We start from the raw sequence: 20,848 nt of genomic DNA, 5'->3' as shown, positions 1-20,848 counted from the left end.
CGGGGGCTTCTCCCCTGGCCAGACCACGAAGTCCCGCCGGAGCCTCAGGCCGACTCGCGCAGGGACCATCCACCCGCCAGCGCTCGATAGAGCCCCACCAGCGCCGTGGCCGAACGCGTATGGCTACGTGCCAGGCTGTCCTCGGCTTCCAGAAGCGAACGCTCGGCGTCGATCACCTCGAGGAAGTCGATGACGCCCACCTCGAAACGCACCCGCGCCTGCCGGGCCGCCTCGGCGCTAGCTTCGGCAGCCGCCTCGAGATGTTCGCGCTCGCGCAGCGACTGGGTATAACGGGCGAGCGCCGTCTCTGTCTCCTCCAGCGCCTGCAGCACGGTCTGCTCGTAGCGTGCCAGGTTGGCCTCGGCGTCGGCATCGGCGGCGGCCATGCGCGCCCGCACCCGGCCACTGTCGAGGAACGACCAGTCCACCCCCAGCGCCACCAGACGGGTCTCGCTGTCGCGGCCAAACAGGTCGCCAGTGCTGGCGGCCTGGGTGCCCAGTAGCCCGTTCAGGGTGAAGCGTGGGTAGAGGTCGGCGGTGGCCACGCCGATGCTGGCGGTGGCGGCGTGCAGGCGCCGCTCCGCCGCAGCGATATCCGGACGGCGGCGGAGCAGCTCTCCGGGCAAGCCGACCGCCACCCGCTCGTGCAGTGCCGGCAGTGGTGCCGGCGCTTCCAGCCGAGCGACAAGCGCGCCTGGCTCGCGACCGGTCAGTACCGCCAGGCGATGGGTGATGGCCGCGATCTCGCCTTCCAGCGCGGGAATACGCGAGAGCGTGCTCTCGAGCTGCGCCCGGGCGCGCACGCTGTCGAACTCGGTGCCGCGTCCCGCCTCCAGCCGTGCGTCCACCAGCGCCAGTGACTCACGCTGATTCTCGGCGTTGGCCTGGGCTACGCGCAGTTGCTCCTGCAAGCCGCGCAGGCGCACGTACTGGTCGACCAGCTCACCGACCACCACCACCTGCATGGCGCGAACATCGGCGGCCGAGGCCTCCGCTTCGGCCTGTTGGGTCTCCACGGCGCGCCGCACACGGCCGAAGAAATCGAGTTCCCACAGCGCGGCGACGCCGGCGTCATAACTCTCGAAGTCACGCTGCGAGCGCGTCGCCTGCGGCATTTGGTCGGCGCTGGCACGCTGATGGCCGGCGCCGGCCTGGGCGGTGACGCTGGGCGCCAGGTCGCGGCGCGACTGGCGCAGCAGTGCCAGGCTGCGGTCGTGACGGGCCAGGGCGATGCGCAGGTCGTGATTGGCGTCGAAGGCTTCCTCGACCAGCTCGCTCAGCAGCGCGTCGTCGAAGCTGCGCCAGAACTCCCGCTCGACGGCTTCCGTGGTGACCAGCCCCGGTTCGGCACGCGACAGCGCCTGCGGTTCTGGCAGCTCCGGCGTGCGGTAGTCGGGACCCACCGCGCAGGCGGCCAGCACGAGAGTAAGCGGCAACAGCAGCAGGTTGCGCAGAGTCGGGTTATGCATGGGAGGAGCCCTCCGTGGACAACGCTTCAAGGGGCTGGGCCTCCCCGCGCGACACCAGCTTGCGCAGGGCGACGTAGAACACCGGGGTCAGGAACAGGCCGAACAGGGTCACGCCGATCATGCCGGCGAATACCGCCGTGCCCAGCGCCTGGCGCACCTCGGCACCGGCGCCGCCGGCCAGCATCAGCGGCACCACCGCAGCGGTGAAGGTGATCGAGGTCATGATGATCGGTCGCAGGCGCAGGCGACAGGCTTCCAGGGCCGCCTCGACGATGCTCCTGCCTTGCATCTCCAGCTCCCGGGCGAACTCGACGATCAGGATGGCGTTCTTGCACGCCAGGCCGATCAGCACCACCAGGCCCACCTGGACGAAGATGTTGTTGTCCCCGCCCGTGAGCTTCACGCCGATCAGCGCCGAGAGCATGCACATCGGCACGATCAGGATCACCGCCAGCGGCAGCGTCCAGCTCTCGTAGAGCGCGGCCAGCGCCAGGAACACCAGCAGGATGGCGAGCGGGAACACCACCAGTGCCGCCCCGCCCTGGTTGACCTGCTGGAAGCTCAGGTCGGTCCACTCGAAGGACATGCCGGCGGGCAGCACCGCCGGGGCGAGCTGCTCGACCACCTCGATCGCCTGGCTCGACGAGAGCATCCGTGGGTCGGCCTCGCCCATCAGGTCCGCCGCCGGGTAGCCGTTGTAGCGGATCACCGGGTCGGGGCCGAAGGTCTGGTCGATGCGGATCATGCTGCCGATCGGCACCATCTCGCCGTAGGCGTTGCGGGTGCGCAAGCGCTCGATGTTCTCCACGTCCATGCGGTAGTCGCCGTCGGCCTGGGCCATCACCTGCCAGGTACGGCCGAAGCGGTTGAAGTCGTTGACGTAGACCGAGCCCAGGTAGACCTGCAACGTCTCGAACAGGTCGGTCAGCGCCACGCCCTGGGTCTTCGCCTTGACCCGGTCGACGTGCAGGTCGAGCTGCGGCACGTTGGACTGGTAGGAAGTGATCGGGTAGCCCATGCCCGGCGCCTGCATCAGCGCGCCGCTGAAGCCATCGACGGCCTGCTGCAGTTCGCCGTAGCCCAGCCCGGCGCGGTCCTGGATGAATAGCGAGAAGCCCGAGCCCGAGCCTATGCCGAGGATGGCCGGCGGGGTGAAGGCGAAGCTGAACGCCTCCTGCAGGGTACCGAGCTTGCCGTTGAGCTCGGCGACGATCTCATCGGCGCTGCGCGAGCGGGATTCGAACGGATCGAGGCCGAAGAACACCGTGCCGGTGTTGGGCGTATTGGTGAACTGCAGCGGGTTGAGACCGGGGAAGGCCACCGCCGAGGTCACGCCTTCGGTTTCCAGCGCCAGCTCGGTCATGCGTCGGATCACCGCCTCGGTGCGGTCGAGCGAGGCGCCTTCCGGCAGCTTGGCCCCGCCGATCAGGTACATCTTGTCCTGGGTGGGGATGAAGCCGCCCGGCACCATCTGGAACATCACACCGGTGCCCGCCAGCAGGAGCGCATAGACGGCGAACACCGCGCCGCGCCGGCGCAGACTGCGCGCCACACCGCCCTGGTAGCCCCTGGAGCTGGCATTGAAGAAGCGGTTGAAGGGACGGAACAGCCAGCCGAACAGGAAGTCGATCAGCCGCGACAGGCGGTCCTTGGGCGCATCGTGGGGCTTGAGCAGCAGCGCGGCGAGCGCCGGGGACAGAGTCAGCGAGTTGATCGCCGAGATCACCGTGGAGATGGCAATGGTCACCGCGAACTGGCGGTAGAACTGGCCGGTGACACCTTCGAGGAAGGCCATCGGCACGAATACCGCGCACAGCACCACCGAGATGGCGATGATCGGCCCGCTCACCTCGCGCATGGCCTGATGGGCCGCCGCCAGCGGGGCCAGCCCCTCCTCGATGTTGCGCTCGACGTTTTCCACCACCACGATGGCGTCGTCGACGACGATGCCGATTGCCAGCACCAGGCCGAACAGGGTGAGGGTATTGATCGAGAAACCCAGCAGGTGGAGCACGGCGAAGGTGCCGACGATCGACACCGGTACCGCCAGCAGCGGAATCACCGAGGCGCGCCAGGTCTGCAGGAACAGTGTCACCACCAATACCACCAGCAGCACCGCCTCGAGCAGGGTCTTGATCACAGACTTGATCGAATCGCGCACGAACACCGTGGGGTCGTAGACGATGGTGTGCTCCACACCCTCGGGGAAACGCGCCGACAACTCGTCCATTTTTTCGCGCACCGCATCGGAGAGCGCGATGGCGTTGGAGCCGGGGGCCTGGAAGATACCGATGGCCACCGCCTGCTGGTTGTCGAGCAGCGCGCGCAGCGAATACTCGGCGGCGCCGAGCTCGATGCGTGCCACGTCCGAAAGATAAGTGATCTGGCCGTCGCTGCCGGCCCTGACCACGATGTTGCCGAACTCCTCCTCGGTAGTGAGGCGGCCCTGGGCGTTGATCGAGATGAGGAAGTCCGATGTGGTTGGGGTCGGCGGCGCGCCCAGCTGGCCGGCCGAGACCTGCACGTTCTGCTCGCGGATCGCGGCGATGATGTCGCCGGCCGTAAGCCCGCGGGCGGCGGCACGGTCAGGGTCGATCCATACCCGCATGGCATAGTCCCCGGCGCCGAACAGCATCGCCTGGCCCACGCCGGGCAGCCGCGCCAGCTCGTCACGCACGTGCAGCGCCGCGTAGTTGCGCAGGTAAGTGCTGTCGTAACGGCCGTCGGGCGAGATCAACTGCGGCACCATGGTCAGGTCGGGCGATTGTTTGTCGGTGGTCACCCCCTGCCGGCGCACCGCCTCGGGCAGCCTCGCCAGCGCCTGGCTGACCCGGTTCTGTACCTGGACCTGGGCCTCGTCGGGGTCGGTGCCGGGGCGGAAGGTCAGCGTCATCGCCAGCACCCCGTCGGAGCCGGCCACCGACTTCATGTACATCAGGTTCTCGACCCCGGTGATCGCCTCCTCCAGTGGCGTGGCCACCGTGTCGGCAATCTCGCTGGGGTTGGCGCCGGGATAGACCGCGCGCACCTGCACGGTGGGCGGCACCACGTCGGGGTATTCGCTGACCGGCAGCAGCGGAATGGTGATGGCGCCGGCGATAAAAATCAGGATCGACAGCACCGCGGCAAAGATCGGCCGGTCGACGAAGAACTTGGCGAAATTCATGACAAGACTCCCTTCCGGGGCGGGCAGGTCGCCCGCCCCGAAACGTCATTCAGGGGTTATGGTTATCTGGAGTCGTAAGGCTCCGGCGCGTCGACTCAGCGCATCGCAGCGTACTCGCCGGAAGCCACACCTGGCCCGCGCATGTCGACGCTCTCCGCCGCCACCGGCATGCCGGGGAAGAAGATCCGCTGGGCACCGCTTACCACCACCTGGTCTGACGGCTCGAGACCGTCGGCGACCACCCGCAGGCCGTCGACCATACGCCCGAGCTGCACGTCACGCCGCATGGCCCGGCCCTCGCCGTCGACCACGTAGACGTACTTGCGATCCTGGTCGGTGAGCACCGCCTTGTCGTCGATCAGCAGCGTATCCTCGGCGCTGCCCGCCAGCAGCTGTACGCGGGCGTACATGCCGGGGGCGAAACGGCCCTCGCTGTTGTCGAGAACGGCACGGGTGAGGATGGTGCCGGCCTCGGCATCGAGGTGGTTGTCGACGAAGTCGACCTCACCGCGGTAGGGGTAGCCCTCGTCATTGGCCAGGCCGACGCGTACTGGGAAGCTTGAGCCGCGAAAATTCTCGCGTTCGCCGTTGCGCGACATGGCCTCATAGCGCAGATAGGCCCGCTCGTCGCTGTGGAAATGCACGTGGACCCGATCCAGGGCAACGATGCGGGTCAACGGCGTGGCCTCGGAAACGAGGTTGCCCGGCGTGACCAGCGCCCGCCCCGTACGCCCACCGATGGGGGCGCGCACCTCGGTGAATTCCATGTTGAGCCTGGCCGTCTCGACGCTGGCCTGAGCGGCCAGGATGTCTGCCTCCGCCGTGGCGGCCGCCGAGCGCCGCTGGTCCAGTTCCTCGCGCGAGATCGAACGGCTCTGCGCCAGCGCCTCGGCCCGGGCGGCCTCGCTGCGTGACAGTTCGGCTCGAGCTCGGGCCCGCTGCAATTCGGCTTCGGCCCGCTCAAGCTCGGCGCGATAGGGGCGTGGGTCGATGGCGAACAGCACGTCCCCTTTTTCGACCTCCTGGCCTTCGGTGTAGTGAATGCTGTCGATGTAGCCCGATACGCGGGGGCGTAGATCAACCGTTTCCACCGCCTCGATTCGGCCGGTGAACTCGTCCCACAGCTCCACGTTCTCGACCAGCACCTGGGCCACGCTGACCTGGGGCGGCGGCGGCCCCTGCTCGGCGCCGTCCTGAGTATCGGCCTGGCTTTCGCACCCCGTCAGCATGAAGAATCCGGCGACCATGGCGATAACCATGAGCGTTTGCCGACTCCCTCGACTCCCGAACATCTTGTGGACGTTCATTTTTTCCTCCCAATACCAAGTAGCAATTTGCAGAGTCGTTATCAGCCCCGGCCGGTATTGCATTCGCATCGACTCATTTTTCTTAACTCTTTTTTCCTAACGCTATTAATATCGTTTGCCGGCGTTATTAATCGACAACTACAAAGGAAGCGCTGAATAAATCGGCGAGCGGGGATGAAGCACAAGGCGCACGGAGCACAGAAACCGGAGCCTATGGGGTATAGGTGAGGATTTCGAGCACCGCGCAACGCAGTGATTCGCACGCGCAGACATTTATGCAGTGTTTCCCAAACTTTGCCAAACGCCACGATATAGTGTTACCAGTCACTTGATTAGTCGGGCCGACAGGGAAATACTGTCCCGTTGGCGGGACAGTTACCGTGCAGCCGTTCTCGCCCTTCTTCCCGCAGTGTCCCCCTTACATTGCATGCACGGCACAGGACAACGACCCATGCTGCAAGACCTCAACGACGCCCTGATCTTTGCCAAGGTCGTCGAACAAGGCAGCTTCAGCGCCGCTGCCAAGCAACTTCGTCTTGGAAAGACGACAGTCAGTCGCAAGGTACAAGACCTGGAGCGGCGCCTCGGTGCCCGACTACTGAACCGCACCACTCGCAACCTGAGCCTGACCGAGGCCGGTGCCATCTATTTCGATTACTGCAATCGCATCGCCCGCGACCTGGGCGAGGCGGAAAAAGCGGTGCACCACCTCGAGGAGAGCCCCCGCGGCTGGCTCAGGGTCACCGCGCCCTTCACCATGTGCACCGAGTTCACTTCGGTCCTGATACGGGATTTTCGCCAGTTGCACCCCCAGGTGCGCATCGAACTGGTGCTCTCCAACGAGCGCCTAGACCTGGTCGCCAACCAGATCGACGTCGCGCTGCGGGTCGGCACCCTGCCCGACTCCAGCCTGGTGGCACGTCCCCTGGCCCGCTTTCGCTCTTTCGTCTATGCCAGCGAGACCTACCTCGCTCGTCATGGCGAACCTCAAGGGCCGTCGGACCTGGCCTCCCACCCGGTCCTGGCCAAGGCCATGGACCAACGCGGCCAACGCCACGTCTGGCAACTGCACAATAGCGCGAGCCAGGAGACCGTCGAGGTGGAAGTCGACCCGGTGGCCATCGCCAATGACCCCTTTGCCCTGCGCGGCATGCTCGAAGACGGTCAGGGCATCATGCTCGCCAACGAGTTTGTCGTCTGCCTTGGCGCGGAAGCCACGCGGCCACGGCGCATCCTGGACGGCTGGGAAGGTCCCGAGGTGGAGCTGAATGCGGTCTTTCCCGGCGGGCAGCTCATCTCACCCAAGGTTCGCACCTTCGTCGATTTCGTGGTCGAGAGCATGCGAATCGAGCACCTGTCGTCGCACGAGCCGTGGCAGCCAGCCGCCCCCGTCGCTATTGCCGAAGCGCTCGACGAACCCGCGTGAACGGCAGGCTTGCTCGCAGCGGCCCCGCTCAACCAGCCCAGGCCTGCACCGGGCGCAGCCCCATGGCCTCTTCCGGCAATACCGCTTCAGCCTCGATTTCTATCAGCCACTCCGGCTCGGAGAGCCCGCTGACGATCAGCCAGGATGTTGCTGGCGGAGACTTGGGGAAACGTGAAAGCAGCGCCCGCATCACGTCCTCCTGATCGTAGCGGGCAGGTTCGGCGATATAGATTCGCAACATCACCACATCCGAGAGATCGCCGCCCAAGGTGCCGAGAATCGCCGCAATGTTGTCCAGCGCAGCAAAGGTCTGACCCTCGAGATCGGGACCGACCAGACATTCATGGGTATCGACGCCGACCTGTCCCGAAAGGTGAACGCGATAGCCTCCCTTGACCAAGACAGCTTGACTGAAACCGTACTGCAGGGTGTTGGGCACCCCTCGCGGATTGATGGCTTCACGTTGGATCTGGCTCATGCTGGCCTCCTTGTCATCCATTACTGAAAACGCCTACGACTCGGCCTGGGCGGGCGTGCCCGGCGACACCGCGTCACCATTGATGTCGAGCCCCAGGAATCCGCCGGACTGGCGATGCCACAGCGCGGCGTAAAGGCCATCGCGAGTCAGGAGTTCCTGATGGGTCCCACTCTCGACGATGCGCCCCTCGTCGATTACCACGAGTCGATCGAGCATGGCGATGGTCGACAGTCGGTGTGCAATGGCGATCACCGTCTTGCCCTCCATCAAGGTGTAGAGCTGCTCCTGGATCGCCGCCTCGACTTCGGAATCGAGCGCCGACGTGGCCTCGTCGAGCACCAGGATCGGCGCATTCTTGAGCAGTACCCGGGCGATGGCGATACGCTGGCGCTGGCCACCGGAAAGCTTCACGCCACGCTCGCCGACATGCGCATCCAAGCCACGCCGTCCCTTGAGATCCACCAGGTCATCGATGAAGCTATCGGCATGGGCACGACGCACCGCCTCCTCGACCTGGGCCTCTGTGGCATGAGGGCTGCCGTAACGGATGTTGTCACGCACCGAGCGATGCAACAGCGAGGTATCCTGGGTGACCATGCCGATCTGGCGTCGCAGCGATTCCTGGGTGACTTCGGCAATGTCCTGGCCATCGATGACAATTCGGCCGCCCTCCAGGTCATAGAAGCGCAGCAGCAGATTGGCCAGCGTCGACTTGCCCGCCCCGGAACGCCCGATGACGCCGACCCGCTCGCCCGGGGCAATGGACAAGCTCATGCCATCGAAGACCCGGACACCTTCACCATCGGGCCGCTCATAGCCGAACTGCAGCGCATCGAAGCGGATCTCTCCGCGTGGCACGCTGAGCGTGGCGGCGCCGGGCAAGTCCCTCACCGCCGGCTCCCGGGCGATGGTGTTGATGCCGTCCTGCACCGTGCCGATGTTCTCGAACAGGCCGGCCACCTCCCACAGGATCCAGTCGGACATGAAGCGAATTCGCATCACCAGGGCAATGGCCACGGCGATGGCACCCAGCGAAATGGCCTGGAAGTACCAGGCACCGATGGCCATGGCCGCGACGCTCGTCAGCAGCAGCGAGTTAAGCAGCGTCAAGCTCACCGACAGCAGCGTCGCCAGGCGCATCTGGCGATGCACCGTGACCATGAAGCCTTCCATGGCATCGCGGGCATAGGCCTGCTCGCGCCGGGTATCGGCGAACAGCTTGATGGTCTGGATATTGCTGTAGCTGTCGACGATACGGCCGGTCATGCGAGCCCGGGCATCGGCCTGTTCCATGGAAACCCGGCGCAGCCGCGGCACGAAAATCCACATGATCGCGATGTATCCCACCAGCCAGGCCACCAGCGGCAACATCAGCCAGGGCTCTGCATTACCCATCAGCAGCATCGCACCGCCAAAGTAGACGACCACATAGACCAGCAGGCCCAGCAGCTTCATCACCGTCTCGCGGATGGCGAGCGCCGTCTGCATGACCTTCTGCGAGACGCGCCCGGCAAACTCGTCCTGATAAAATGCCATGCTCTGGCCGAGCATGTGGCGATGGGCCAACCAGCGGCCGATCATCGGATAGTTGCCGAAGATCGCCTGGTGCGTCAGCAGGGACTGCAGCAACACCAGCAACGGCAGTCCGATCACCACCAGAGCCGCCATGGCACCCATCCGCCAGCCGTACTCGTCGAAGAATCCCTCACGCCCGGCATCCGAGAGCCAATCCACCAGCTCGCCCAGGTAGCTGAAGAACAGCACCTCGGCGGCCGATACCATTGCCGTGAGCAGCGACATCAGGATCAGCAGCGGCAGTACCGGCCGCGAAAAATGCAGGATGAAGGCCAAGAGGCCTTTCGGGGGTGTCTCGGGCTTACCCTCCGGGTAAGGGTTCACCAGGGTTTCAAAAAAACGGAACATGACATCACCCATCAACAGGAAATCAGCGGGTCGAGCCCAAGGCTCGGCCCAATTCAGCATGCAGGTTAAAACCTGAACTTAAGTAGAGGTCAAGGCGAAATGAGACGAAAAAATAGTGCGGTGTGAAAATTCATTATGCTTTGGCCTTAATCAACACAGGACAATCCGCGCGGCGATTCGAAGGAAGTTAAAAGTAGAGGCCGAACCACCGAATAGGAAATCAACAATCATCATGGCACCCATCACGAAATGTGATGCCAAGAATAATTTACTTCCTTCCAGGCTTGTTGCATCGGACCGGTTGTGATCGAAGTCGTCAAACGACAACCTTGCCAACGCCAAATAGGCACGTTAAAACGATGGGCTCTCGACAGTGGCCTGAGCTGTAATCGAGACATTGGCTAAGGCAATCGCGGAGCCAGCGGCTGCACAGTGGCTATCGATGGACATCAGCCAATGTGACAACAGCCAAACCTTGAGCGGAGAAACAGCAATGCCTTCACACCTGCACCGGGAACTCAGCGTTGGTGAGGTGGCGGAACGCAGCGGCCTGGCGGTCTCGGCCATCCACTTCTATGAAGCCAAGGGGCTGATCAGTAGTCGCCGCAACGCCGGCAATCAGCGACGGTTCAGCCGCGATGTTCTGAGGCGGGTGGCAATCATCAAGGTCGCACAGCGCACCGGCATCTCGCTCGCCGAAATTCGCCAGGCCTTCGATACCCTTCCCGCGTCACGCGCTCCCACCGCCGCTGACTGGCGGCGCCTTTCCGCCCGCTGGCGTCATGGGCTCGACGATCGCATTGCCCGGCTGGCCCGGCTACGCGACCAGTTAGATCACTGTATCGGCTGTGGATGCCTATCGATGAACGACTGTCCACTGCGCAATCCGCAAGACGAGTTGGCCCATGAAGGTACCGGCGCCCGTCTACTGGACCCCGACTGACTCATGACCAAATAGCGACCGTGCCACCGCGTCCGGTTAGCGTTTAACAGGCGGGTAACATTTGTCAGGGGAGCTGCTATCTTCATGAGATTCCCTGGAGAGACCCGTCATGACTGATTCGCTCGTTCTCTATACCAACCCCATGTCCCGAGGACGTATCGCCCGCTGGATGCTGGAAGAAGTCGGCGCCCCCTATCGTACTGAAATGCTCGACTACGGCCCCGCCATGAAGTCTTCCGACTTCCTGGCCATCAACCCGATGGGAAAGGTACCGGCGATTCGCCACGGCACGACTATCGTGACCGAGTGCGCTGCCATCTGCGCCTATCTGGCGGATGCCTTCCCCGAGGCCGACCTGGCCCCTCCCCTTACCGCACGGGGCACCTACTATCGATGGCTGTTCTTCGCAGCCGGGCCGCTGGAAGCCGCCGTGACCGATCGGGATCTCGGCATGGAACCCAATATCGAGCAGCAGGGCCGGGTCGGTTACGGCAGTATCGAGGCGGTGCTCGAGACGCTGGAGCAAGCGGTCAGCGTCAGCGAGTACATTGCCGGCGCTCACTTCTCGGCGGCCGACGTCTATCTCGGATCACATATCGGCTGGGGCCTGCAGTTCGGTAGCCTGGAGGCATGTCCCGCCTTTGGTGACTACTGGGAGCGCGTCAGCAACCGCGAGGCCTACCGGCGCGCCAACAGGCTGGACGACCAAGCGATGGCCGCACACGCCCGGCCCTGATCGCACCTCCCAGCAGACGACCTCCGGGCATGGTTCACGGTGCCGCCGCCAACGCCAGACAAAAAGACCAAGAAGCGATGTCAGAAAGCGCCTGGGCTGCGTTACCCCTCCTCGAAGGGACGCGCCCAGAGTTCGACAGGCTCATGGCGACGCAGAATCTCTTCCGCTTCCGGCCTGGAGGTATCGGGCACGATGACCTTGACCTGCTGCGCCTCCCTGTCGAAATAGAGCTTCTCACGCGGAAAGCCCTCGGATATCAGCTCATCATAGGCGTTGGTGGCCTTCATCAGATCCCTGTAGTCGGCGGTAACGGTCAGTGTCATGACGCCCTCCTGAAGTAGAACGAGATGTCGAGCGAGAAGCAGAATAATTGCGCAGCACCCGCTGGGGCTGCCGCTGGTAGCAGGAGGCATTTCCCTCCTGTCTACTGCTCAGTATAGCGATATCGCCCGAATGGACATTGGCGCGATCTGTCGCTCAGCTTCCCGAACGCTCCTTGAGCTGCCAATCGTTATCGGTGATCGGCACGCCCCCAGCAGGCGTCACCTGAACGGTATCGCTGATACCGATGCCCCACTCCCCCGGCAACCGCAGGCAGAGCGGCAAGTGAAAGACCATGTCAGCCTCGAATTCCCGCTGTTGGCCACGGGCAATATAACCGCTGCCCTCGACCCAGCTGGGGGGGAACTGCGCTCCCACGGCATAGCCAAAAACACCCGAGAAAAACACCCGATCAGCGTGCGGTGCCAGCACCGACTCGGCGGCGCGTGCGGCATCGTCGAAGGTGTTTCCGGGCCTCATGGCTCCGCTCAGTGTCTCGAACAGCGACCGGCAGACATCGCGCATGGCGTGCATCTCTCCACTGGCACGCCCCGCCACGGCGGTACGCATCATCGGTGCCGTGTAACGACGGAAAGCAGCGCCGAATTCAAGGAAAACCGGCTCATCTCGCTCGATCCGATGGCGCTGGTGGTTGAGGTGGATCACGCTGATTCGCCTGCCGGTGGTGACGATGGGCTGCATGCTCATGAATTCACTGCCCGCTGCCAGCAGCGCACGGGCGCCTTCCGCCGCGACATCGTTGTCGGTCATGCCCGGGGCGATCACCTCGATGGCGGCAGCTAACCCCCGCGAGGTGATCCGCGCACTCTCGCGCAGACAGGCCAGCTCCGCTTCGCTCTTGACGATGCGAATGCGATCCAGCAAGGCACCGCCATCGGCACGAAAGCGTTCGACTCCCAGCCGCTGCTGCAGTGGGCCGATGATGCCGTGACGCAGGGTGGGGCTGAAGGAGTCCAGGCCGATAGACGAAAAACCCGACAGCGTCTCGGCCAATGGCTCGAGAACCTCCTCGATACCCTCCCAGCGATAGCCCAGCAGCTCGTCGACCCGGGCCGTAACCACCGCCGGGCCGGTCTCGATGGAGGGCACCTGCAACACCAGGCGATCCGCAGAACAGACCAGGCAGGTGTGCACCGACACCTCGAAGGTGTTGTAGCCGGTGAGGTAGTAGATATCGGCAGGGTCGGTGACCAGCAGGGCATCCAGGCCGGCCTCTGCCATCACTGCACGAACCCGCGCCTGGCGGCTGTCGAATTCCGCGTCGGGGAAGGCCAACTCGACAGCCTGCAGATGGGCCGCCAGGGCGTGACGATACTGATGGTGATCCATGGGAGATGAGCTCCAGGCAGAAATTCGGATGCGACTCACCCCGACAGTGTAGCCATGACCCGCATCAAGCCAGCCGGTTCCCGGTAAAATAACGCTGTTACCTACCGGAACGGTTTCGTAGAATTCTGCCTCATGTCAGACGCAATGGGACAACGATATGGGCAGGGCCTTTCAGAACCGCAAGGAATCCATGGCCAAGACGGCCGCCGCCAAGACCAAGGTGTACAGCAAGTACGGGCGTGAGATCTACGTGGTCGCCAAGGCCGGGGGCGTCGACCCTTCCGCCAACCTGAGCCTGCGCGGCCTTCTCGAACGCGCCAAGAAGGATCAGGTACCGTCGCACGTGATCGACAAGGCGCTGGACAAGGCCAGCGGCGTGGGTGGCGAGGACTTCTCGCCGGCACGCTACGAGGGTTTCGGTCCGGGCAACTGCATGGTCATCGTCGAGTGCCTGACCGACAACCCGAACCGCACCTTCGGTGACGTTCGGGCCTGCTTCAACAAGGCCAAGAGCAAGCTCGGCACCCCCGGCACCGTCAGCCACATGTTTGATCACTGCGCGATCCTTGCCTTCAGCGGTAGCGACGAGGAGGCCACCCTCGAGGCGCTGATGGAAGCCGACGTGGATGTCACCGACATCGAAAGCGAGGATGGTCTCATCACCGTCTTTGCACCGCATACCGACTACGCCAAGGCCAAGCAGGCCCTGCTCGACGCCTTCGGCGAGCTCGACTTCGAGATCGACGAGATCCAGTTCGTACCCCAGACCACGACCCCGGTCGAAGGGGACGATGTCGCCATGTTCGACAAGCTGCTCGATACCCTCAACGATCTGGATGACGTGCAGAACGTGTTCCACAATGCCGAGGTCCAGGACGAGCAGGGCTGAGCGCCGGGAGGAATCGGCTCCCGATCGAAATGACCGCCGGGCCAGTCACTGCACCTCAGGGCTGGCGCAGGCCGGCACGCTCCTCCAGGAAAGCGTCGATGCCGTCCGAGTACTCGGGCTCGCTATCGAGGAACCCGGTATTGTGACCGCCGCGGATAACCAGCATCTCCTTTGGCTCACTGGCGGCCTCGAAGACCGCCTCGCCCTGGGGGAAGGGGATGATCTCGTCCTCTCGGCTGTGAATCACCAGCAGCGGAGCCGCGACACGGGTCACGTAGGTTTCGGTATCGTAATCCAGGCTAGCCAGCCAGCGTACCGGCAGGAACGGGTAAAGGCTCTGGCCCAGCGACGGTACCGAGCGGAAAGGCGACTCCAGGATCACCGCTGCCGGGCTCACGTCGGCCGCCAGCCCGGCAGCAAGCTCCGCCGCCACGGCAGCCCCCAGCGAGCGCCCGAACAGCACGATCTCGTCGGGTGACAGCTCAGCCTCCTCGAGCAGCCAGCGCCAGCTGGCCCGGGCATCCCTCGCCGTTCCAGCTTCCGAGGGGCTGCCTTCGCTGCGGCCATAGCCCCGGTAGTCGACGATCAGTACCGATAGCCCGAGCCGATTGAACTGGCGAATCGAATCCAGGCGGTGGGAGATATTGCCGGCATTGCCGTGAAAGAACAGCAGGCTTCCCCGGGAGTTCTCGACTGGTATCCACCAGGCATCCAGCGTCAGGCCATCTTCGGTCTCGAGTTGAACCGATTCCCACACCATGCCCCGGTCCGTCGGTGTGGCCACATGCTCCCGCCCCATGTGCGGCAGGTAGAGCAGCCGCTCCTGGAAGAACCAGGCCAGCGCCACCACGATGGCATAGATCGCCGCGAGAGAGGCGAGGATGCGCAGCATCACCTGATCGACTACTGGCTTTGGCCAAGAAAGGCGCGGTACGCGTCCCAGGTATCCTCGACCGCCGCGGCCTGGAAGCGCTCGCCATGCTCGATCCGCGACAGCGACGGGTCCGAGCCCATGCGACCGTCGGGAAAGCGACGACGAAATTCGTCGGCATCGCACTGGGCGCTGCCCGAGGGGGCGATACGGGGCGACATGGTCACATCCTTGACCGCCTCGGGGCGAGCAAACCAGGAGAGCGACACTTCTGACGCCGTGGCATGCCCTCCTTCCGCATCGCCGTAGAGCGACTGGGCCAGCTCACGCACTCGCGGGCCGGCGAACCAGTTGCTCAGGGTCAGCTGCAGGGCATTCGAAGGCTGGCCATCGCTGCGCAAGCTGCGCTCGGAATAGATCTCGGCGAAGGCCGCGTTGACGGTAGCGATGTTGCCACCGTGCCCATTGAGAAAGAAAACATGGGTGAAGCCGTGGCGTGCGAGAGACGTCACGGTATCGCGCAGCACCGCGATCAGGGTGCTGGGGCGCAGGCTGATGCTGCCGGGAAAGGCCAGGTGATGCTGCGCCATGCCGAGGCTCTGGGTCGGTCCCACCAGAATATCGTGGCGCTCGCCCAGCTCCCAGGCAACGCTCTCGGGGCAGATGGCATCGGTACCGAGCAGGCCGTTGGGGCCATGCTGCTCGGTGGAGCCGATGGGAATGATGATTCCACTGGCGCGTTCAAGGTAGCGCTCGACTTCCTGCCAGGTGGCATGCTGAAGCTTCATGGCTGTCTCCTTATGATTGTCTTCCTGGACGCTTTGCACTCAGTGCCGGTCAACTCAGTACTGGCCAATACCCTCTACAGCAGCCACAAGGCGTTCCTGATTCGGACGGTGTACTCAGGCCGGGCTCGGCGGCTCCCTGAGCCATGGCACCCGCCGCCTTACCGCCGCCAACGCCCTGCGCATGGATCCACTCTCTCTGTTCATGCCTGATCATGCGTATTGCCTGTATCCGGTCATGTTGTATAGCCCTCAGCCCGGAGTGTTATCGCACCCCATCACTCCGCCCTTGGCCCAGCTCTCGCGGTCAACCTCGCTGAAGAAAACCTGAACGCTTTCCGGCTTTGCGCCGTAGACCTCGGTAAAGGCCTCGGTGATACGGCGCGCCAGCTCGCGCTTCTGAGACAGGTCACGGGGAAATTGCTGAATGGTCACGATGGGCATATCGTCGACTCCTGCGAAAACGGAGCCTTGTATGGTCGACCGAAAGGCGCCTCTTCGCAACCGCAAGGGAGAATGACAGCGACGAAACCGCTGTTGGCGATGAGTGGGTCCGTGGCTCCTTGTTCGTCAATCCGCTGCCTCATCGGAGGCGGAATCGAGATACTCCATGCGTGCCCACAAGCTGCCCTGCAGCAAGTCACAGCCCTGCTGGCGAAGGTAGTCCGCCTGCTGGCGTAGGCTGACACCGCTGGCCACGACTTCGAGGTCCAGTTCGTGGGCCATAGCGATGATGGAACGAATGATCGCCTGAAGGCGGGAGTTGTCGAGGCATTCGCGAATGAGCATGTCGCTGAGCTCGAGCACGTCGAGGGGAAGGCTGCTCAAGTGTCCAAGGTTCGCGTGCCCGCTGCCAAAGCCACCGACCGACAGGCGCACGCCCCTGGCCTTGAGCTGCTCCAGCAACCGGGCGGTGTGCCGGTGATCCTGGATCAAGGCATCCTCTGTCAGCTCGATCTCCAGCAGCTCCGCGGGCAGGTCGCTGCTGGCAAGGGCCACATTGACCCGGTCGAGGAACTTTCCATCGAGCAGCCCCTCCGCCGAGGTATGCACGACTACCCGCAGACCGAAGCCCACCTCGAACCAGGACCTGGCGTGCCGACAAGCATTGGTCAGCATCCACTGACAGATATCGCCGATCTGGCCATTATCCGCAGCGGCCCCCATCCAGAGCCCTGACTCCATGACCCCGAAGCGGCTCGAGCGCCAGCGCGGCTGCGCCGACACCGCCACGACCTGACCGCTACGGGCACACAGCTGAGGTCGATAAAGCAGTTCCAGTTCATCGCGTGCCAGGGCACCGTGAAATGCCGCCCTCAGGACAAGGGCATCAGGACCATCATCAAGCAGCTCGGGCGTGAAGAGCTGGTATCGGCGCCTGCCAAGCCGTTGTGCCTGGCGTCGGGCCAGGTTGGCGTGGCGCATCAGTTCATTGACCGTGCGGCCGTGGTCGGGAAAGAGGCTGGCACCGATGCAACAGCTGGCCAGCACCGTATGGTCAGCCAGCTCAATCGGCTGGCCGGTGCGAACAAGCAGCCGCTCGACCACAGCCGCGATATCTTCCGGCTGCCTGATGCCGGGCACCACCACCAGTATCTCGTCACTGCCAAGCCGACTGACCGTCTCGCCATCGGCCAGGCAGCGCCTGATGCGCTGGGCGATCCGATTCAGATAGACATCGCCCATCTGCATGCCCAGGGCGTGGTTGATCTCCTTGAGCTGATCCACGTCGATATGCAGCACAGCTATCCTATCGCCTTCTGCGGCGGCGGCAACCTGCGCCGCCAGCCATCGTTCACCGACCTTGCGGGTCGCCAAGCCGGTGAGCTCATCGAGCCGGGCCGGAACAGCCAGCTCACTGCTCATATCACCACACCACGCTTGCTCGATGAGGTGTTGTCAGAAGGCAGGAAGGCTTCGTCTGCGTAGAACTGAACTGCATGGTCGTGCGGCTGAAAGCTAGTGGCAAGCTGCTGCATGAGAAATCCGTTCTCCTGTACATGATCAGCAGAATAATCCGACCCTTCTTTTATTAGAGACTTCTCAGAAAAAGCGGATCGTAGTCTTGTTGTTGCTTGGCGCCTTTCCCAATATCACGCACTGAACATAGGCGTCAAACCTTGCCGATAACTATCGGTTTTTACGAATATTTCAATTAACAAATCAGCATACTTAGGAAACCATTCCTCCATGGCAACCCGGCGTCGAACCGTCTAGGTTTCGAGGAGTGAATGGACTCTTGAGGAGGAAAACCATGCCAGCCAAGTCCCAGGCCCAGCAGATGGCAGCCGGCGCTGCGCTTTCCGCCAAGCGTGGAGAAAAGAAGGTCAGCGAACTCGATGGCGCCGCCAAGCAGATGTACGAATCGATGGATGAGCAGGAACTGGAGAAGATGGCCTCGACGAAGCAGAAGAACAAGCCGAAGCACAATGCCAAATCCTGAGCATGGGCCAGACCCTGAGCATGGGCCAGACCCTGAGCATAGATTGGAGCCTGAGCGTAGCCTATTGCGTCGGCCCAGATTACTTAAGGGAATCATCTCCGGGCGGCAACCACTCGAGAGTGATCCTGCGGACCGTCGGGTACGCTACGGACCGCAGCAACCGGCTCAGTCCTCGTCGTCACCCTGCTCGTTGCGGGCCAGCATTGCCAGGTGCTCGTCCTGCTCTTCCCGGGCGTCCTCGATCACCGCCAGCAGGTCGTCGACGTCCACTGCAGTGGTGTCATAGACAAAACAGCCGGTCAACTTGCTCTCCGGATGCAATTCCCCCGCCTCATACAGTGCCCAGATCTCCTTGCCGTAATCGGTATTGAGCAGTTCCGGAGCGTAGCGGCCGAAATAGGCGCGCATATTGTTGACGTCCCGGTCCAGCATCATCTCGGCGCTGTTGTTACCGGCCGCATCCACTGCCTGGGGAAGATCAATGATAACGGGGCCGTCGGGTGCCAGCAGCACGTTGAACTCGGAGAGATCGCCATGAATCAGGCCGGCACATAGCATACGCACCACGTCGCCGATGACCTTGGCGTAATAGACACGCGCCTGTTCGGCGGTAAGGGTGACGTCGTCCAGACGCGGAGCGGCAAAACCCTCGTCGTCGGTGATCATCTCCATCAGCAGCACGCCGTCGACGAAACCGAAGGGCTGGGGCACTCGTACTTCCGCCGCCGCAAGCCGATAGAGCGCGTCCACCTCGGCATTCAGCCAGGCCTGTTCCTGCTCCTTCTGCCCATAGCGGGTCTTCTTGGCCATCGCCCGGCCCTGGCGGCTATTGCGTACCTTGCGCCCTTCCTGGTACTGCACGGCCTGCTTGAAACTGCGCTGCTTGGCTTCCTTGAAGACCTTGGCGCAGCGCAGTTCACCGCCGGCACGCACCACATAGACCTGGGCTTCCTTGCCGCTCATCAGCTGGGCGACGACTTCGTCGACCATGCCATCTTCAACCAGCGGTTGTAATCGCTTGGGTATTTTCATATCACCACTTTGGCATATCGCCTTACGAGCGTATCGCCTTGCTGCATGTCAGCGGCTGACGCGCCGGGCGCGAAACGAACGCCCCTTGAGTTTCCCCGTGCTCAACTGCGCAAGCGCCGCCTTGGCGACCTCACGCTGCACGGCCACATAGGCGCTGCGCTCCAGCACCTTGATCTTGCCTACCTGGTCACCCTGGATACCGCCTTCACCGGTCAGGGCGCCCAGGATATCCCCCGGGCGTACCTTCTGCTTCTTGCCGCCATCGAGCTGAAGCGTGGCCATGGGCGGCGCCATGGGATCGCCCGACAGGGCGCGGCGGGACGGCAGCGACTCCGTCACCAGCTGTTGACCGAGAAACTCGCCGAGCCGCTCCAGGCGGTACGCCTCTTGCTCACTGACCAGGGTACAGGCCACACCGGAGCTGCCGGCCCGGCCGGTACGCCCGACCCGGTGCACATGCACCTCGAGTTCGCGGGCGATACGGTAATTGAATACCGCATCCAGGGCATCGATATCCAGCCCCCGGGCCGCCACGTCGGTGGCCACCAGTATCGAGGCGCTCTTGTTGGCGAATAGTATCAGCAGACGATCACGGTCGCGCTGTTCGAGATCGCCGTGTAGCGCCAGGGCACTGAAACCGGCTTTATCCAGGGCCTCGGCGACCTCGTCGGTTTCACGCTTGGTATTGCAGAAGACGACGCTGGATGGGGGGCGATGATGCAGCAGCAGCAGGCGCAACGCCTCGAAACGCTCCGGCTCGTCGCCCAGCCGGTAGAAATGCTCGCGAATGCTGGTCTCGTCATGAGTCTCGCTTACCGCCACACTCACCGGGTCACGCAGGAAGCCTTCGGCGATGGCACGAACGCCTTCCGCACCGGCTCCCTGCAGGCCGGTGGCGCTGAACATCAGCGTCTGCCGACTCGGCGGCGTCTCGCCGATGATCGCCTCCAGCGCGGCCTGGAACCCCATGTCGAGCATGCGATCGGCTTCGTCGAGCACCAGGGTGTCAAGCGATGCCAGGCTCAGCGAGCCCTTGCGCAGATGCTCCTCGATCCGCCCCGGCGTACCGACCACGACATGGGCCCCGTGGGAAAGCGAATTGAGCTGCGGCCCCAGGGGTGCCCCGCCGCACAGGGTCAGCACCTTGACATTGGGCAGCGCACGCGCTAACCGGCGGATCTCACCGGCCACCTGATCGGCCAGTTCCCGGGTGGGACACAACACCAGGGCCTGGACGCTGAAGCATGACACCGTCAGCCGCGTGAGCAGCCCCAGGCCGAAGGACGCCGTCTTGCCGGACCCGGTCTTCGCCTGGGCGACGACATCCCGCCCCGCCAGCATCGCCGGCAGGCTGGCGGCCTGGATCGGTGTCATGGCGTGATAGCCAAGCGAGTCCAGGTTGCTGAGCAATTCCGGCAGCAGCGTTAGCGACGCAAAGGCACCCTCGCCATAAGAGTCGGGGTCGGGAGTGGAATCGGACACGGCAGTGATCCTGCAATAATGGGTGAGGGCCGGGGTAACGCACGAACGAGGGCGAGAGCCGCAAGGTAAGGGCCGAAGGGAGCAAGAACCGAAGGCGCACAGAATAGCAGAATGGGGCGAGAAATGCCGCAGGTTTGGCCAGCCCACCAACCCACGGCAACCTGTTCTACGCTGAAATGGAGCGAGTCGTTCGGGCTCCAGTTCGGCGCCCCGGTAAATCAGGAGAG

General features: G+C 63.7%; 18 protein-coding genes. 5 read left to right on the top strand and 13 right to left on the bottom strand.

All coding sequences use genetic code 11. The features are described 5' to 3' along the window. Nucleotides 1-44: 44 nt before the first annotated feature. From DU505_RS07635 to DU505_RS07625, 3 genes are all read right to left on the bottom strand, one after another. Nucleotides 45-1,469 carry an efflux transporter outer membrane subunit gene (locus DU505_RS07635; RefSeq protein WP_114478402.1) on the bottom strand — a complete coding sequence of 475 codons (1,425 nt, stop codon included), beginning with the start codon at nucleotides 1,467-1,469 and terminating at the stop codon, nucleotides 45-47. After that, the gene (locus DU505_RS07630) at nucleotides 1,462-4,635 is read right to left on the bottom strand and encodes an efflux RND transporter permease subunit (RefSeq protein WP_114478401.1); all 3,174 of its coding nucleotides are present in this window, start codon (nucleotides 4,633-4,635) and stop codon (nucleotides 1,462-1,464) included. Before DU505_RS07630 ends, DU505_RS07635 begins: the two co-directional genes overlap by 8 nt. A gap of 95 nt (nucleotides 4,636-4,730) precedes the next feature. After that, entirely contained in the window at nucleotides 4,731-5,942 is a 1,212-nt protein-coding gene (locus DU505_RS07625) for an efflux RND transporter periplasmic adaptor subunit (protein WP_114478400.1), read from the bottom strand. A gap of 451 nt (nucleotides 5,943-6,393) precedes the next feature. Here DU505_RS07625 and DU505_RS07620 point away from each other — a divergent pair, with 451 nt between their 5' ends. Then, on the top strand, nucleotides 6,394-7,368 hold the full coding sequence (locus tag DU505_RS07620; protein ID WP_114478399.1) for a LysR family transcriptional regulator: 975 nt from the start codon (nucleotides 6,394-6,396) through the stop codon (nucleotides 7,366-7,368). A gap of 28 nt (nucleotides 7,369-7,396) precedes the next feature. On the opposite strand, the gene DU505_RS07615 is transcribed toward DU505_RS07620, so the two are convergent. Together DU505_RS07615 and DU505_RS07610 are read right to left on the bottom strand one after the other, a co-directional pair. Then, nucleotides 7,397-7,846: a RidA family protein gene (locus DU505_RS07615; protein WP_114478398.1), complete on the bottom strand. Its 450-nt coding sequence runs from the start codon at nucleotides 7,844-7,846 to the stop codon at nucleotides 7,397-7,399. Nucleotides 7,847-7,879: 33 nt separating this feature from the next. Continuing rightward, entirely contained in the window at nucleotides 7,880-9,769 is a 1,890-nt protein-coding gene (locus DU505_RS07610; RefSeq protein ID WP_114478560.1) for an ABC transporter ATP-binding protein, read from the bottom strand. Between the two features lie 493 nt (nucleotides 9,770-10,262). Between DU505_RS07610 and soxR the strand changes: the two genes are divergently transcribed. Beyond that, nucleotides 10,263-10,712, top strand: coding sequence for a redox-sensitive transcriptional activator SoxR (soxR, locus tag DU505_RS07605; protein WP_114478397.1), 450 nt, complete (start codon nucleotides 10,263-10,265; stop codon nucleotides 10,710-10,712). Between the two features lie 109 nt (nucleotides 10,713-10,821). Then, nucleotides 10,822-11,448: a glutathione S-transferase family protein gene (locus DU505_RS07600; RefSeq protein WP_114478396.1), complete on the top strand. Its 627-nt coding sequence runs from the start codon at nucleotides 10,822-10,824 to the stop codon at nucleotides 11,446-11,448. Nucleotides 11,449-11,549: 101 nt separating this feature from the next. On the opposite strand, the gene DU505_RS07595 is transcribed toward DU505_RS07600, so the two are convergent. Both DU505_RS07595 and DU505_RS07590 read right to left on the bottom strand, forming a co-directional pair. Continuing rightward, nucleotides 11,550-11,771, bottom strand: coding sequence for a hypothetical protein (locus DU505_RS07595; RefSeq protein ID WP_114478395.1), 222 nt, complete (start codon nucleotides 11,769-11,771; stop codon nucleotides 11,550-11,552). 154 nt (nucleotides 11,772-11,925) lie between these two features. Beyond that, the gene (locus tag DU505_RS07590; protein ID WP_114478394.1) at nucleotides 11,926-13,119 is read right to left on the bottom strand and encodes a M24 family metallopeptidase; all 1,194 of its coding nucleotides are present in this window, start codon (nucleotides 13,117-13,119) and stop codon (nucleotides 11,926-11,928) included. A 157-nt stretch (nucleotides 13,120-13,276) separates the two neighbouring features. On the opposite strand from DU505_RS07590, the gene DU505_RS07585 reads away from it, so the two are divergent. Further along, nucleotides 13,277-14,008: a YebC/PmpR family DNA-binding transcriptional regulator gene (locus DU505_RS07585; RefSeq protein ID WP_114478393.1), complete on the top strand. Its 732-nt coding sequence runs from the start codon at nucleotides 13,277-13,279 to the stop codon at nucleotides 14,006-14,008. A gap of 55 nt (nucleotides 14,009-14,063) precedes the next feature. On the opposite strand, the gene DU505_RS07580 is transcribed toward DU505_RS07585, so the two are convergent. The 4 genes from DU505_RS07580 to DU505_RS07565 all read right to left on the bottom strand — a co-directional run bounded on the left by DU505_RS07580 (nucleotide 14,064) and on the right by DU505_RS07565 (nucleotide 17,530). After that, on the bottom strand, nucleotides 14,064-14,900 hold the full coding sequence (locus DU505_RS07580) for an alpha/beta hydrolase (protein ID WP_114478392.1): 837 nt from the start codon (nucleotides 14,898-14,900) through the stop codon (nucleotides 14,064-14,066). 11 nt (nucleotides 14,901-14,911) lie between these two features. Further along, entirely contained in the window at nucleotides 14,912-15,667 is a 756-nt protein-coding gene (locus tag DU505_RS07575) for a creatininase family protein (RefSeq protein WP_114478391.1), read from the bottom strand. A 249-nt stretch (nucleotides 15,668-15,916) separates the two neighbouring features. Next, the gene (locus DU505_RS07570) at nucleotides 15,917-16,168 is read right to left on the bottom strand and encodes a tautomerase family protein (RefSeq protein ID WP_340148263.1); all 252 of its coding nucleotides are present in this window, start codon (nucleotides 16,166-16,168) and stop codon (nucleotides 15,917-15,919) included. Between the two features lie 66 nt (nucleotides 16,169-16,234). Further along, a complete protein-coding gene (locus DU505_RS07565) occupies nucleotides 16,235-17,530 on the bottom strand; it encodes a putative bifunctional diguanylate cyclase/phosphodiesterase (RefSeq protein WP_114478389.1) in 1,296 nt (431 codons plus the stop codon). 388 nt (nucleotides 17,531-17,918) lie between these two features. On the opposite strand from DU505_RS07565, the gene DU505_RS07560 reads away from it, so the two are divergent. Beyond that, nucleotides 17,919-18,107, top strand: a complete 189-nt coding sequence (locus DU505_RS07560) for a DUF3008 family protein (protein WP_114478388.1) — start codon at nucleotides 17,919-17,921, stop codon at nucleotides 18,105-18,107. A 165-nt stretch (nucleotides 18,108-18,272) separates the two neighbouring features. Here DU505_RS07560 and DU505_RS07555 read toward each other — a convergent pair whose 3' ends face one another. Further along, entirely contained in the window at nucleotides 18,273-19,139 is an 867-nt protein-coding gene (locus tag DU505_RS07555; protein ID WP_114478387.1) for a PA4780 family RIO1-like protein kinase, read from the bottom strand. Between the two features lie 48 nt (nucleotides 19,140-19,187). Then, nucleotides 19,188-20,621: an ATP-dependent RNA helicase DbpA gene (gene dbpA / locus DU505_RS07550; RefSeq protein WP_114478386.1), complete on the bottom strand. Its 1,434-nt coding sequence runs from the start codon at nucleotides 20,619-20,621 to the stop codon at nucleotides 19,188-19,190. Nucleotides 20,622-20,848: the final 227 nt, after the last annotated feature.

Origin of the sequence: Billgrantia montanilacus, assembly GCF_003336675.1 — a bacterium.
Lineage (GTDB): Bacteria > Pseudomonadota > Gammaproteobacteria > Pseudomonadales > Halomonadaceae > Halomonas > Halomonas montanilacus.
Note: the sequence above shows the minus strand (reverse complement) of the source record. Positions and strands in the feature narration are given on the sequence as shown.